The 12,893-nt window shown below is 58.4% G+C and carries 15 protein-coding genes; 6 read left to right on the forward strand and 9 right to left on the reverse strand.

Features of this window, described 5'->3' with window-relative positions:
- The first annotated feature begins 51 nt into the window (after positions 1–51).
- The 5 genes from ACRQ1B_RS15570 (at position 52) to ACRQ1B_RS15590 (ending at position 5,812) form a co-directional block, all read left to right on the forward strand.
- Positions 52–1,152 carry an ABC transporter ATP-binding protein gene (locus ACRQ1B_RS15570; RefSeq protein ID WP_432294669.1) on the forward strand — a complete coding sequence of 367 codons (1,101 nt, stop codon included), beginning with the start codon at positions 52–54 and terminating at the stop codon, positions 1,150–1,152.
- A complete protein-coding gene (locus ACRQ1B_RS15575; protein WP_432294670.1) occupies positions 1,152–2,966 on the forward strand; it encodes an ABC transporter permease subunit in 1,815 nt (604 codons plus the stop codon). The genes ACRQ1B_RS15570 and ACRQ1B_RS15575 overlap by 1 nt, the downstream gene beginning before the upstream one ends.
- Positions 2,953–4,053, forward strand: coding sequence for a succinylglutamate desuccinylase/aspartoacylase family protein (locus ACRQ1B_RS15580; RefSeq protein WP_432294671.1), 1,101 nt, complete (start codon positions 2,953–2,955; stop codon positions 4,051–4,053). The genes ACRQ1B_RS15575 and ACRQ1B_RS15580 overlap by 14 nt, the downstream gene beginning before the upstream one ends.
- Positions 4,054–4,249: 196 nt before the next feature.
- Positions 4,250–5,212, forward strand: coding sequence for a threonine synthase (locus tag ACRQ1B_RS15585; protein WP_432294672.1), 963 nt, complete (start codon positions 4,250–4,252; stop codon positions 5,210–5,212).
- 123 nt (positions 5,213–5,335) lie between these two features.
- Positions 5,336–5,812: a GNAT family N-acetyltransferase gene (locus ACRQ1B_RS15590; protein ID WP_432294673.1), complete on the forward strand. Its 477-nt coding sequence runs from the start codon at positions 5,336–5,338 to the stop codon at positions 5,810–5,812.
- A gap of 5 nt (positions 5,813–5,817) precedes the next feature.
- Here the strand turns inward: ACRQ1B_RS15590 and ACRQ1B_RS15595 are convergent, their stop codons facing one another.
- Positions 5,818–6,045 carry a helix-turn-helix domain-containing protein gene (locus ACRQ1B_RS15595; RefSeq protein WP_432295269.1) on the reverse strand — a complete coding sequence of 76 codons (228 nt, stop codon included), beginning with the start codon at positions 6,043–6,045 and terminating at the stop codon, positions 5,818–5,820.
- Between the two features lie 234 nt (positions 6,046–6,279).
- Between ACRQ1B_RS15595 and ACRQ1B_RS15600 the strand changes: the two genes are divergently transcribed.
- Complete coding sequence (locus tag ACRQ1B_RS15600; RefSeq protein ID WP_432294674.1) at positions 6,280–6,567, forward strand: transcriptional repressor TraM; 288 nt, start codon at positions 6,280–6,282, stop codon at positions 6,565–6,567.
- A gap of 4 nt (positions 6,568–6,571) precedes the next feature.
- Here ACRQ1B_RS15600 and ACRQ1B_RS15605 read toward each other — a convergent pair whose 3' ends face one another.
- The 8 genes from ACRQ1B_RS15605 to trbJ form a co-directional block, all read right to left on the reverse strand.
- Entirely contained in the window at positions 6,572–7,270 is a 699-nt protein-coding gene (locus ACRQ1B_RS15605; RefSeq protein WP_432294675.1) for an autoinducer binding domain-containing protein, read from the reverse strand.
- Between the two features lie 223 nt (positions 7,271–7,493).
- The gene (gene trbI / locus ACRQ1B_RS15610) at positions 7,494–8,807 is read right to left on the reverse strand and encodes an IncP-type conjugal transfer protein TrbI (RefSeq protein WP_432294676.1); all 1,314 of its coding nucleotides are present in this window, start codon (positions 8,805–8,807) and stop codon (positions 7,494–7,496) included.
- Between the two features lie 10 nt (positions 8,808–8,817).
- Positions 8,818–9,252, reverse strand: coding sequence for a conjugal transfer protein TrbH (locus ACRQ1B_RS15615; RefSeq protein ID WP_432294677.1), 435 nt, complete (start codon positions 9,250–9,252; stop codon positions 8,818–8,820).
- 3 nt (positions 9,253–9,255) lie between these two features.
- Positions 9,256–10,068, reverse strand: coding sequence for a P-type conjugative transfer protein TrbG (gene trbG / locus ACRQ1B_RS15620; protein ID WP_432294678.1), 813 nt, complete (start codon positions 10,066–10,068; stop codon positions 9,256–9,258).
- A 16-nt stretch (positions 10,069–10,084) separates the two neighbouring features.
- Positions 10,085–10,747: a conjugal transfer protein TrbF gene (gene trbF / locus ACRQ1B_RS15625; RefSeq protein ID WP_432294679.1), complete on the reverse strand. Its 663-nt coding sequence runs from the start codon at positions 10,745–10,747 to the stop codon at positions 10,085–10,087.
- A 15-nt stretch (positions 10,748–10,762) separates the two neighbouring features.
- Positions 10,763–11,917 (reverse strand): P-type conjugative transfer protein TrbL, encoded by a 1,155-nt coding sequence (gene trbL / locus ACRQ1B_RS15630; protein ID WP_432295271.1) that lies wholly within the window; start codon positions 11,915–11,917, stop codon positions 10,763–10,765.
- 14 nt (positions 11,918–11,931) lie between these two features.
- Positions 11,932–12,135: an entry exclusion protein TrbK gene (trbK, locus tag ACRQ1B_RS15635; RefSeq protein WP_432294680.1), complete on the reverse strand. Its 204-nt coding sequence runs from the start codon at positions 12,133–12,135 to the stop codon at positions 11,932–11,934.
- On the reverse strand, positions 12,132–12,893 hold the full coding sequence (gene trbJ, locus ACRQ1B_RS15640; RefSeq protein WP_432295273.1) for a P-type conjugative transfer protein TrbJ: 762 nt from the start codon (positions 12,891–12,893) through the stop codon (positions 12,132–12,134). The genes trbK and trbJ overlap by 4 nt, the downstream gene beginning before the upstream one ends.

Below are 12,893 nucleotides of genomic sequence, written 5' to 3' on the forward strand. Positions count from 1 at the left end.
ACTGCGTCACCATCGCAGTCCCTCCTCCGGTTTTTGACAGGACATCCCAAAGTGACGACACGAAACAACAAGCTGGCCATACGCGGCCTGACCAAACGTTATGGCGCTGCCATCGCACTGAACCATGTCGATCTCGAGCTCGCCGAAGGCGAGTTTCTGACCATGCTCGGGCCGTCGGGGTCCGGCAAGTCGACCCTTCTTTGGGCAGTTGCCGGCCTCAACGAGCCGGACGGGGGCAAGATATGGATCGACGGCAACGAAGCGACCCATGCCCCCGCCTGTGCACGCGACATAGGCATGGTGTTTCAGAACTATGCTCTCTTCCCGCACATGACGGTTGCGCAGAATGTCTCTTTCCCCCTCGAAATGCGAAAGATCCCCCAGGGGGAGCGGACAGAGGCTATAGAGCGGGCGCTGGAAATGGTCCGGCTTGGTCATGTCGGAGACCGTTACTGCAATCAGCTGTCAGGGGGGCAGCAGCAGCGGATCGCATTAGCACGCGCCTTCGTCGCTCGCCCCTCGATCGTCCTCATGGATGAGCCATTGGGTGCGCTCGACAAGAAGCTGCGAGACCATCTGCAGCTTGAAATCAAGCGCTTGCACGAAAAGCTCGGCATGACGGTCCTGTACGTCACGCATGATCAGGAAGAAGCGATGGTCATGTCGGATCGCATCTGCCTGATGAATGGCGGCTCGATTGAGCAGATCGGAACGCCGAATGATCTCTATTTCGAGCCGAAAACAGTCTTTGCGGCGGACTTTCTCGGAGAATCCAATCTCGTTGCCGGCCGGATCCGTGGCGAGGACGGCGAGAATTTACTGATCGAGCTTCCCGGTATCGGCACGATCAAGACGCGTTCGAATTCGCTCATTGGTCGCGGGGCGGATGTGGTGCATTTCACACGGCCGGAATCGATCGAAATTCTGGGCGACGGCATGACGAGGGACAACATGTTTCGCGGCCTTGTCGATGAGGTTGTTGTCTCGGGTGCGATTACCAAGCTCTTCATGCGATTCGGCCCGTCATCGGTGCTGCAGCTGTCGACGTTGACCAGCCGCTCTCCCCGTATCGCAAAGGGCGATGCACTGACGATCGGATGGAACTCGGATGTCGGCAGGGTCCTCAACGACGATCACCGGGAGGCGGCGTAATGGCTGACATCGAACTTGCCCGCGGCGCCGTCGCCGTTCAACGCACGACCATGAAATGGACAGGGATCAACCTCAAGACCTTGCCCGTCATCATTTTCCTGATCGGGCTGTTCATCCTGCCCGTCTCGATGTTGCTGGGTTTGAGTTTTCTGGATCGCCAGAACGCCATGACTTTCGAGCACTATCGACGCCTGGCAGAAGTGCCGCTTTACGGCAAAGTGCTATGGGCCACTGTTAAAGTCGCGTTGTGCACCACACTGTTCTGCCTCGCCGCAGCCTATCCCGTCGCATATCTTCTTTCGAATTCGTCCAAGGCCCGGCGGAACTGGCTGATCATTCTCGTCCTGATGCCATTCTGGACAAGCGTCCTGGTCAAGACATTCGCCTGGTACGTGATCCTTGGCCGCAAGGGTGCCGTCAATCAGATCCTGGAAGCAATGGGTATCGTCGATGCACCGCTTCAGCTCATCTATAATTTCACCGGCATCATGATCGGGATGACCCATGCTCTTATCCCGATCGCGACGATGACAATGCTTTCGGTGATGGATGGTGTCGACCGAAACCTCACCCGAGCGGCCGCGACCATGGGCGCCAAGGCAGGAACACGGTTCTGGCGGATCTATTTCCCATTGACCATGCCCGGTGTTGCGTCTGCCGGATTGCTTGTCTTCATCAGTTCGCTTGGTTTCTTCGTGACGCCGGCTCTGCTTGGCGGGCCGCAGGATACGATGATTGTGCAACTGATCGTTTTCCAGATCCGCGAAGTGCTGAACTGGCAGTTCGCAGGCGCGATCGGGGTTCTGCTCCTGCTCGTCTTCCTTGTCATATTTTTCGTCTACGACAGTGTGCTTGGCCTGTCCAAACCCGGCGGCGGAGCGTCGTCGCGTGTCGATCCCGGTGCTGGTATCGTGCGCAGATATGCCGTTCGGATCGGCAATCTTGCGACGGCATTTCTGGCAACCGTCACCGACACGGCAATATCGCTGTTTGCCGGGCGACCGAATGTGCGTCGAGGGGCTGGCGGCTTGCCTAAGTCACTTCGCGCAGCCTGTGCCATGGTTCTGGCTTTCCTGGCGATCCCGACGCTGTTCGTCGTGCCGGTTTCATTCACATCCGAGTCATTCCTGACCTGGCCTCCGAGCCTGTTCTCGCTGAAATGGTACCGGGACGTGTTTCAGTCCGACATCTGGATCGACGCGGCAGGTCGGTCCCTCCTGGTGGCACTTGTGACGGCGATCATCGCCATGCTGTTTGCCACGCCCTGCGCATTTGCTCTGGCGCGAGATCGGTTCCCGGGCAAGCAGGCTCTTTTCGGGCTGGTCGTGGCACCCATGATCGTGCCCAACATATTCGTCGCCGTCGGGCTGTTTTTTCTGTTTTCCCGCATCGGCATCGCCGGCACGACGATTGCCGTCATCCTCGGCCACACCGTCATCGTGATCCCCTATGTCGTCGTGACCATGCTGGCCGTCGTCAAGGGTTACGATCGAAACCTCGATCATGCAGCGGCCACCATGGGAGCCACCAATGCCGTCATCTTCCGGCGGGTGACTTTCCCCCTGATACGGTCCGGCGTCGTCGCGGCTTTCATGTTCGCCTTCATCGTCTCATTCGACGAGCTGACGATTGCGCTTTTTGTAACCGGAGGGCGGATCACGACCCTTCCGAAGCTGATGTATGAGGACGCTCTTCTTTCGGTGAGCCCGCGTCTTGCGGCGGTGGCGACCCTTCTTTTTGTCTTCATGACCATGATCATCCTGATCTCCGAATTCATTCGCCGCAAGGGAGGAAACCGCCTTGGCAAAGCCTGACATGCTCCAGAGAGCACTGATGCCCAACCGCCGATCCACCGCCGTCATTGGACTGGGCGAAAGATTGGCGCAGTCGCCGATCGTCACGCCGATCGACTATGAGCGGGATGGAAAGCAGGACGGATTCCTGCGGCTGTTCCATTCGACCGAGAAAAATGGCTACGGCTATGTCCCCATCCCGGTTATTTGCATCAGGAATGGGCCCGGCCCGACGGCAATTCTTGTCGGCGGCAACCATGGCAACGAATACGAAGGCATTGTCGGTTTGATGCATCTGGCTCGACAGCTCGAAGCGAGCCAGGTGCGTGGCCGCATCATCATTCTTCCGGCGCTCAACTATCCGGCAGTGATGAGCGCTACCCGATCGTCGCCGCTGGATGGCGCGAACCTCAATCGTTGTTTCCCGGGCACAGCGCCCGGCGGCCCGACCGCGGTCATCGCGCACTATGTCAGTACGGTTCTTCTCCCGCTCGCGGATGTGGTTGTCGATCTTCATGCCGGCGGACGGTCGGGGCATTTTGTCCCCTGCGCAATCGTGCAGGAAGGCAGAACTCCAGAGGAGGTCGCAGATCTCGCGGATCTTGCCGAGGCCTTCGGTGCACCGATGAGTTTTGTCAGCAAGGGCAAGGGAAGAGGTGGCAGTCTGACACTTGCGGGCGAATGCCTGCGCCAGGATGTTGCGTGCCTTACAGCCGAACTCGGTGGCGGCGAAACCGTGTCTCGCCTAGGGCTTGATCTGGCCAAAGAAGGCGTCAAACGGGTTCTGGCGCAGCTTCATATCCTGTCACCCCAGGACACCGTACCAGCAAACGGCACCCGCTGGGTAACGAAGGATCTCGACAGTCGTGTTCACGCTCATACGGCGGGAATTTTCGAGCCGTGTGTCGGGTTGGGGGATACTGTTCATGCCGGCCAGGTGGCGGGGTTTATCCATTTTCCCGATATGCCGATGGCGCCGCCCGACGACATCCGTATTCCTTTTCACGGTCGCGTGCTTTCGCTGCATATCCCGGCTCTGGTCGCACGCGGCGACGAACTCTTTACCCTCGTGAGCGATAGGGAGGCCGGTGATGACGGCTGCGTGTAAGGCGGAGTCATTGCTTCCGGCTCCTTGCTTCGGTGCCCCGAGCCCGTTCTTGTCCGGTATGCGGTGCGTTCGATGCGCCAGCTTGTGGCCCATGGGGGATTATTTTACCGGATGCCCGCGATGCGCGGCGTCGGGGCAGCCGGCAAGCGTCGCACCTCATTTTGATCGATATCCCAGCCTGTGCACACCAGAGGACATGGCATTCTGGCTCGCCTATCCCGGTGAGCGACAGCTGGGGGAAGGTTTGACGCCCGTGGTCGACTTGCCCGTGCTGGCGCAACGCAACAAGGTCAGGCGGTTGCTCGTCAAATGCGAAGGCGCCAACCCGACGGGCTCACACAAGGATCGCATGAGCGCGGGCCTTATCCGAAGAGCACGGGATGTCGGCGCGACGACAGTGGCGGTCGCCTCCAGCGGAAATGCGGGGGCTTCGATGGCCGCTTATGCGGCAAATGCGGGCATCGACTGCGTGGTGGTGACAACCGAAACAATGGGGCGCCGGTGGCAACGTTCGATCGCTCTGAGCGGTGCAAGGATCGTGATTGCGCCGGATGTCGCCGCACGCTGGGAACTGATCAATCAAAGGGTTGAGGCGGGAGAATGGTACCCGGCCACGAATTTTACGATGCCGGCGGTTGGCAGCAACCCGTTTGCCGTCGATGGATTGCGGTCGATCGCCTTCGAGCTCTATCTGTCGCTCGGCTGCGAACAACCGACCGATATTGTCGTGCCCGTGTCGCGTGCTGATCTTCTGTGGGGGCTGGTGAAAGGTTATGCCGATTTGGTCGCCTCGGGGCGTCTCCAGACGATGCCACGCATCCACGCTGCCGAGCCATTCCCTCGCCTTTCCCGCGTGTTGGAGGGTGAATACTATACCGGATCCTTCAAGGGAACGTCGCGGCTGCAATCGCTTGGTGGTGACACGGTCACATACCAGGCGATTGCAGCCCTTGCTATGTCGGGCGGAAGCGTTGTCGCGCCCACTGAAACTGAGACGATGGCCGCTCAAAGGGAATTCGCCATGGCGGGCCTATTCGTCGAGAGCGCTTCCGCAATTGTCCTATCCGGTCTTGCCGGGCTGCGCCGTTCGTCGGTCATTTCCGAAGAGGCCTCCATACTGCTGATCGCAACCTCGCATGGCTATAAGGAAGACGATTGACGCTGGCGAATGCCAATGAGGTCGGACCGATATTCCGTCGTGGAGGCTTTGCCGAGACTTTGCATTCGCAAATGTCAGGATGATCTATTGTGATCCGCCGCAGCACACGCGCGGAGGATACAGATGATCATTCGTAAGGCTCGAAAAGGCGACCTTGGCGACATTGTGAATCTGATGGCGCGGCATGCAAGGAGCGAACCATACGGCGGCACATTCAACCTCGACGAGCCGGCGCTCGTTGCATTGTGTTTCGGTCGCGAAAGACCCGCCGGCCATCTTCTCGTCAGTGAAGGTGCATGTGGAACAATTGAAGGATATGCTCTCTACTTCCTGCAGGATGTCACGTTCCGCAACAGGCCCATGCTCTATCTCAATGACCTGATGGTCGATGAGGCTTGCAGGCGCGGTGGCGTCGCGCGTGCCCTTATGGAGGCTGTGTGTGCCGAGGCTTGGTCGCTAGACTGCTTTCGCGTGAAGTGGGGCGTGGCGAGCTCGAATGAGGCGGCCATCGCGTTCTACGAGCGGATTGGAGCTGTCGAAGAGATCGGCAAGCGATATTTCATGATCGACGAAGAGCGGCAGGCAGCCGGTTTCGATTGACCGGGTCACCGTTCCTTTTCCGAAGGCGCGCGCCGCAGTAGTTCCGCCGCTTCTGTATTCAGCGCCACAGCCAGACGCTCGACCACGTCGATGCTGGCATTGTAGACGCTGCGCTCCAGCGAACTGATATAGGTCCGGTCGATGTCCGCGAGGTGGGCAAGCTCCTCCTGCGACAGCCCTGCTGCCTGCCGTGCCACCCTAAGATTCTCTGCAAAAACCTCACGTATTTCCATACCCGCGACATCAGTCGCTTGTAGAGTATTCCACCACGGAGTATTCTCTACAGAGACGGCGCGGCGTAAAATTCCCTTGCCGTTGCAGGGTATTGTTACCCAGACATTGTCTATATCGGGCACCAGGCGATTGTGATAAGTGCTCGGCGTCTGGGCCCTGTAAGAAATGTTGGCGCAGTAGAAGCGATCTGGACCGGAAGCAGTTAAGTTCTCTCGAAGGGACCGCGGGAAATCGTGCTGGACAAGACGACTATAAGGCCGCTGATCGGGCTGTTGCGCGCACAGCCTCAGGATTTGATCGAGACACTTACGATCGAGCAAATAAGGGAGCATCGTCGACTGATCGACGTCGCGACAAAGCTGGAATTGCAGATGAATACGTCAGCGGGTGATGAGAGGGCGAAGGCTGAGTACGCATATCTTTCAGCCATGATCACCCTCCACACACAGCAGACGGCAGTGTCCACCCTCGTGGATCTTCTTGGCTACATTCCGCACGTATCGAGCGACATGGCCAACTAGCTTTTCACAGAAGGCCGAGTGACATCGCGGTTCTCACCGCTTGGCCGAGTGTAGTTACGCCCAAGGCTTTCTTGGCGCCGGTGAGATAGTAGCGCACGTTGCCGTAAGTATCATCGATCAGGACCGCAATGTCGCGGCCTGTCTTGCCTTCGGCATGCCATCGCAGGCAAAGTAGCTGTTTGGCATTGAGCGATGCTGAAACCTTCAGAGCGGGTGTGGGGTTCAGGTGGTCGAGGTGCGCATGCATCTGGCCGACAGCCGCCGCGGCGATGACCGGATTCAATATTTTGCTTTCTGAAAATGCTGGGTCGTCACAGGCGAGCGTCAGCATTGCAACATTACCGAACCCAGGATTGATTGGAATAGTGACGCCCGATCGAATTCCAAATCTTGCAGCCTCGTCAAAGTATGTTTTTCGCGCTCTCGCGCGAGTGTCGGACGGGTATATCCAGCGAAACGCTTCGATCCTGTCCCGTAGCCCCTTCATGACGGGATCGATCCGAATGTAGGATTTTCGATTGTAGATCGCGACCCAATCAGGGGCGTAGTTGGTTATGACCTTCTGGGTGGCCGCCTGCAGGCTGACATAGGCAAACGATCTGAACCCGGCGAGCGTCGTAAGTTCCGCAAGGACGGCGTCGGCCGACGCGTCATCTTGGACGACCGATATTCGTTCGGTCAGATGCTGAAACCAGACATTCAATCCACGGCTCCCTTGAAAGAGGCGATGAACGCAGTGAAAATGCAACTGAAATAGGCATCGAAAAAAATGCAACAAAATATCGCATTTCGTGAATGACAGACCGGTTGCAATCGGTCAACCCCGGTTTTCAAGGGGACGGATGGAAGAAGCGTCACCGTGGGATCGGGCGCCTTCACGACGCGAGTAAACAGGTTGAGGCACGGCTGGAAAATGGCCGTGGCGACTAACGTGACGGGGCGCCGGTTGCGGCAGGAAAGATAATGTCCTGATCGACCAGGACATTGAACTTGTAGCCGGGACGAATCCTGATTGTCGGTTGCACATTGAGGTTTTTCGAGATCGTCTGCTCGGCGGCACGGCCAAATGTTTCGGCGAAATTGCGACGGGCCGCATCGGTTGCCGTGTCCTTGGTCGCAAGCGTCGAACTTTCCGGCAGGGACATGTCGATGCCCGTTCCGATAATGGCAACCAGAGCTGCCGAACCGAAGGTTCGCAACAGGTGTCTGTCGACTTTGTCGCTGAAGCCTCCATAACCTTCGGCATCCGTGCCGGCCATACCTCCGATCTGCAGTGTCGCGCCATCCGGAAAGACGAGATCGGTCCAGACGACGAGAACACGCTTCTGACCGAAGGATATTTTCGAATCGTACCGACCGAACAATTTGGCGCCTTGCGGGATGAGCTGCCGGTAGCCTGTGGCGCTGTCATAAACGTTCTGGCTCACCTGCGCGATAATCCTGCCCGGCAGGTCCGAATTGATCCCGGTGATCAATGTCGCTGGAATGACGGAACCGCGCTTGAGCTCATGTCGGGACAGCGGGTTCACGACCTTGTTTGGTAGATACCCGAGATCCCTGATATCCTGATTGAAGAATTCTTCCTTTGCGAGTTGCGTATTGGGGTCGGCATTAGACCCCATCATGCCCTTGCGGAGGGCTTCGGAATAAAGCTCGGCATTGCCTGGAGCCAACCCGTTTGCGCTGCCTCGACCCTGAGACTGGTTGTTTTCCGCGATGCTTGACGAGGTGGTCGAGGTATCGACGTTAAGAGGAGAATCGAGTGCGGCCGCTTGCGCCTGGAGCCTTGCCATACGCTGCCGATTGCGTTCACGAAGTGTCTGTTCTTCCTGTTCGCGGAGCAGTTTTTCGCGCCATTCCGTGTCCGTTGCCGGTTTCTGGCTTTGCGGCAGCTGCGGGCGGGTGTCTGGAGCTTCGGCGCCAGGTCGATGCGACTGTTCCGGCACAGCATCCGGCGGAGCCGGCTGAAAGGTCTCCCGTTCGGTCGGGTCGCCAATGATGCCATCGGAAATGCCGCGCTTGAGCTGATCGCCAAACGAACTCGCTGGCGCTTCGGACCCGCCTTCTATCCCCCCTTCCCCGTTGAAGGCCGATCCGCGCCAGGAAAGACCAAGCACAACGACTGCGAAAAAGACCAGGGTGGCCGTTGCACCTAGTGCTATGGGAACCCGGTTAACCCGGCGCATGCCGGCGCTTTCGCCAAGATTGGATGGCGCGCCGAGCTGGAGTGATTGGACCATGATCTTGCCCTCAATTGGCGCGCATGATGGAAACCGGACTGGCGGGCACCGCGCCGTTCGCGGCCACCGAATAAGCCCGAGCAAGAGATAGTGTCGGCGCTGACAATCTGGCGAGAACCTGCCCATCCAGCATATCTGCCGAGTAGGTGATCACAACCGTTTTTGCTGCAGCACCATTGGGATCTGATACCGGCGTAAAACCCCAGCCTTTCAGTGCGCTATCGATAGCCTTCGCCAGTTCATCGCCGTCTGGTTGCAGGCGCAAAATTACCGATGTCGGCGTCATCTGTTCTGCCAGCCGGCCAGTCAGGTCGCCGGCGATTATACCCGCAGCCTGGGACGACAGCTTCGTCGGGATCGGATCATCGCCAAAATCGTTGCTGGTTACATGACATGAGGTGAGGCCGGCGGAGGAAAGGAGAATGACCATGGAGAAGATGCGCATACATCAGCCTCCCCTTTTCAGGGTGATCTTCTGCTGGCGCCAGCCAACGCCGGAAATCAGCACCGCCTTGTCGATCGCGTAATCGACAATCATCATGTCGCGTTTCATGCGATAGTTGACGACGCGGTTCTGTCCCCCTGACGTGACGAACAGGACCGGCGCATCCTGACCGCGGATCGACCGGGAGAACTGGATATAGGTCTTTTCCCCATCTGAATAAACGCGGCTGGGTTTCCATGAGGCCCGGCCAGTGATCGTGTAGGAGAAGTTCAACCGGTCGGCTGGCGCCCCTGGAATGCTGCCGGCCTCCAGCCGGTTGTTGATATCGGACAGTTTCGAAGAGACATCTTCGGCATATTCAAAACCGACGCGCGCCATGTACTGGGTCGGATGCGATTTCAGCTGGATATGATAGGTGCGCCGCGAGGTTGTCACGACCATCGACGTCACAAGCCCGGGTTCTGCCGGCTTGACCACGAGGTGGATCGCCTGGCCGTTTGCCGCGCCCGATGTTGCTGGCTCCACTTTCCAGCGGATGGTATCGCCGACAAGAACATCCCGAACGATCTCGCCACCTTGCAATTCGATATCGCAGACCTGGAGAGGCGAGCAGACCACAGAGGGCTGGATCTGCCCGAACAGGAAGATGACTTTCCCGTCCGCGCCATGCGTGACAAGACCGTTCGAGCCTCTCCATTTTCCCGAAATGGCAGCGCCCTTGGCTTCCTTAAAGCTCATCGACTGCATATCGGCGCCTGTCGCAAGCGACGCCCCGGCGAGAAACGATGCTGTCGCCAATAGTCCCAATTTTCGCATATTTGGTCCCCTGACCTTAGAGCTGTGCAGTCCAGTCGAAATCCTGAAGATAAAGGCCGATTGGGTTGAGCCGGATCGTGGCTTCGTCCTGCGGCGGCGTGAGCGTGACCGTGGCGATGCCGCGGAAACGGCGACTGGACGTTTCCCGGCCCTTGCGGTCACGCTCGTATTCGATCCAGTCGATCTGGTGGGTCCTGTTCGACAGGGCGACGATATTGCTGACCTCGATCGCGATCGTGGCGAATCGTGCCTTGTCGAATGGCGAATTGCCCCGAAACCACGCATTCACTTTTTCCGTCGACGGATCGGTCGATCGTAAAAGCGCATATGTGCGGTCGATATACTGTTTCTGGACAACCGCATCGGGGGTCACGCTGCGGAAACTGGTTATGAAGTTTGCAAGAGTCGCGCGGACGACGCGAACATCGGCATATTCGATCTGCTGGGGAACGCCGGCCGTCACCGTATTGCCCAGCTTGTCAACCTCGATCACGTAAGGGACGAGCTTGACCTGTGTGCTCAGGTAGAGGGCGTAAGTAAAACCGACAAGTGCCATGGTCAAACCCAATACGCCGACGATCCTCCAAGCCTTGGCTGACTGAACATAGGATCCGTACCGTTCAGACCACTCCTGCCGTGCCGCAAGATAGGGGTTTTCGGCGGCCGGCTTGTTTGTCATGTTCTTGACCATGGATCATCTTTCATCGCGTGGTGGCGCAGGAGCGGCAGATGCGCGTGCGTGCGTCTTGTCGAGTTTCGCGTTTGCCAGGCCGAGAATGGATCCGGCATAGGCACCCGGTGATCCGATAGCCTTTTCCTTGGCCGCGGATGCCGTGGACCGCGCGGCCGAGCCGATACCGCTTCCAACGCCCCTAACCGTCGCTGCGGTCAACGAGGACCCAGCGGCCCGAGCAGCTTGCGCTGCCGCAAATCCTGCACCAACGGCTCCGGCTGCCAGGAAACCTGCCCCAGCCGCGAACGAAGCAGCCTGGCCACCATGGCGGATTGTCTCCATTCCGCCGGTAACGGAGACGCCCTGCACGACACCTTGCATGATGTTTGGAACATACATGGCGACGATAAATATAACGACGGCAATGCCGGCGATCGCGAGCGTGGTGATGAACTGATCGCTCTCTGCTGTCGGCGCCTGAGCCATGCCCAAAAGGACCTCGGATCCGATTTTTGATATCATCACCAGCGCCATCATATTCAACCCGACAGCGAAGGCGTAGACGAGATATTTGATGGCGAACTCCTTGGTGAAGGACGAACCGCCAAGGCCCAGCATGATCATGCCGGCCAGAAGGCCGACATACATTTCCACCATCACCGACACGAACAGTGCCGCGACAAGGGAAAAGCAGACCACCACCACGACCATCGCAAGAAGGGCTGCGATCGCCAGAGCATTGTCCTCGAACATGCCGAACTGCACCTGCTGCGACATTTGCGACGCCACGCGGATGCCGGCGTCAAAAACTTCCGCAGGCGACGCGGTGCCGGAACCGGCGCCGATCTGAAAGAGGCTGTCGACTACGGCGCGCGCGAAGGCCGGTCCTTCCGCCAGAATGAATGCAAACAGGCCGATGAACATGATGCGCCGCACCAGTTCGGCGAACCAGCTGTCCAGCGAAGCCGCCTGAAGTGCCAGCCAGATGGCCGCAATCCCGATTTCGATCGCCGCCAGAATCCAGAACAGCGATCGGGCGGCCTCCATGATGGTCTGCTCCCACCCCTTCGCAGCGGCTGAGACCTGGTTTTCGAGTTCGGTCAAGACCTCACCCTGCTGCGCAAGTGCCGGCGATAGGGTCATGGCGAAGATGGCGCTGATAACAATGATCCGCATAGTCGGTGAACCGCTTACCATCGAGGACGCATCTCCTGTCCCTTCGTGATCGGCGCATCGGCCTTGCTGGAGCCGAAGAATTTTTCACGCCTCAAGCGCTGTTCCTCAGACCCTCTTGGCGTGCCATCAGGTTCTGAGTTGATGACGATTGTCGCGGTGGTTGCCGACAGCACAGCGACGGCGGCAAGCAGGCAGATCAGAAGAACAAAGCTTTTCACCAGCGCGGCTCCATCTTTTGCCCGGTTGGGATCGATTTCACCTCTGCGTTGAAAAATTTCTCGCGGCGGGCCTGAGCAAGGTCCCGATCGGTCTGTTCGCTTTGAAGCCAGGTGCCCATCATCGTCATCTGCTGAGAGATGAGACCGCGAAGCTTCTGCATCTGCGCAACTTGTTGGGCTGCGATCTGGTGACCGACCTGCAACGCCTTCATCTGGCCGTCGGCGGTTTGCGACATCGTGCGCAACTCCCCCATCGTATCTTCTTCGCTGTCGAACTGCTGTGCCGTCAAACTTGCTGCGCCCAGCGTTCCGGCAATCGTGTCGCGATTGGTGTCGGACCATGTCTGGTAGGTCGTCGAGAAATCTTCCACGCCGGGCAAGGCGGACCTGAAATCCGAAAAACTCTTGAAACGTGCCTTGAGGAGATCGTCCGCATTCCCCATGGAGAAAGCGATGCCCTGACCCTGTTCGACAATGCCTCGAAGCTGATTGAGATCGCTCTCGACCTCCCCCCATATATGGCTCGGCAACTGCGCCGTGTTCTGCAACATGTTGCGGTAGATGTTGAGTTGATTTTGGATCTGCTCTGCGAGCTGGGTGATTTGCGTGATCTGGTTCTGAACCTGCTCGCCTGACTGACCGACCAGCGAGATCAGCTCGCCGTTGTTGAGAAGCTGCGTCCATTCTGTGGCCGCCCCGGTCGCAGTGCCAGCGAGAGCCGGACCGGTCGCTAGAATAGCGAAGACCGCGGCCGCCAT

The organism is Endobacterium panacihumi, assembly GCF_050847465.1.
GTDB classification, from domain to species: Bacteria; Pseudomonadota; Alphaproteobacteria; order Rhizobiales; family Rhizobiaceae; genus Neorhizobium; species Neorhizobium panacihumi.

Bases quoted from the DNA above. Each gene is read 5' to 3' on its own strand.
- trbJ (WP_432295273.1), bottom strand. From the start codon at position 12,893: ATGGCGGCCGCGGTCTTCGCTATTCTAGCGACCGGTCCGGCTCTCGCT.
- trbL (WP_432295271.1), bottom strand. From the start codon at position 11,917: ATGCGGATCATTGTTATCAGCGCCATCTTCGCCATGACCCTATCGCCG.
- trbF (WP_432294679.1), bottom strand. From the start codon at position 10,747: ATGACAAACAAGCCGGCCGCCGAAAACCCCTATCTTGCGGCACGGCAG.
- trbI (WP_432294676.1), bottom strand. From the start codon at position 8,807: ATGGTCCAATCACTCCAGCTCGGCGCGCCATCCAATCTTGGCGAAAGC.
- ACRQ1B_RS15585 (WP_432294672.1), top strand. From the start codon at position 4,250: ATGGCATTCTGGCTCGCCTATCCCGGTGAGCGACAGCTGGGGGAAGGT.
- ACRQ1B_RS15615 (WP_432294677.1), bottom strand. From the start codon at position 9,252: ATGCGCATCTTCTCCATGGTCATTCTCCTTTCCTCCGCCGGCCTCACC.
- trbG (WP_432294678.1), bottom strand. From the start codon at position 10,068: ATGCGAAAATTGGGACTATTGGCGACAGCATCGTTTCTCGCCGGGGCG.
- ACRQ1B_RS15575 (WP_432294670.1), top strand. From the start codon at position 1,152: ATGGCTGACATCGAACTTGCCCGCGGCGCCGTCGCCGTTCAACGCACG.
- ACRQ1B_RS15595 (WP_432295269.1), bottom strand. From the start codon at position 6,045: ATGGAAATACGTGAGGTTTTTGCAGAGAATCTTAGGGTGGCACGGCAG.
- ACRQ1B_RS15590 (WP_432294673.1), top strand. From the start codon at position 5,336: ATGATCATTCGTAAGGCTCGAAAAGGCGACCTTGGCGACATTGTGAAT.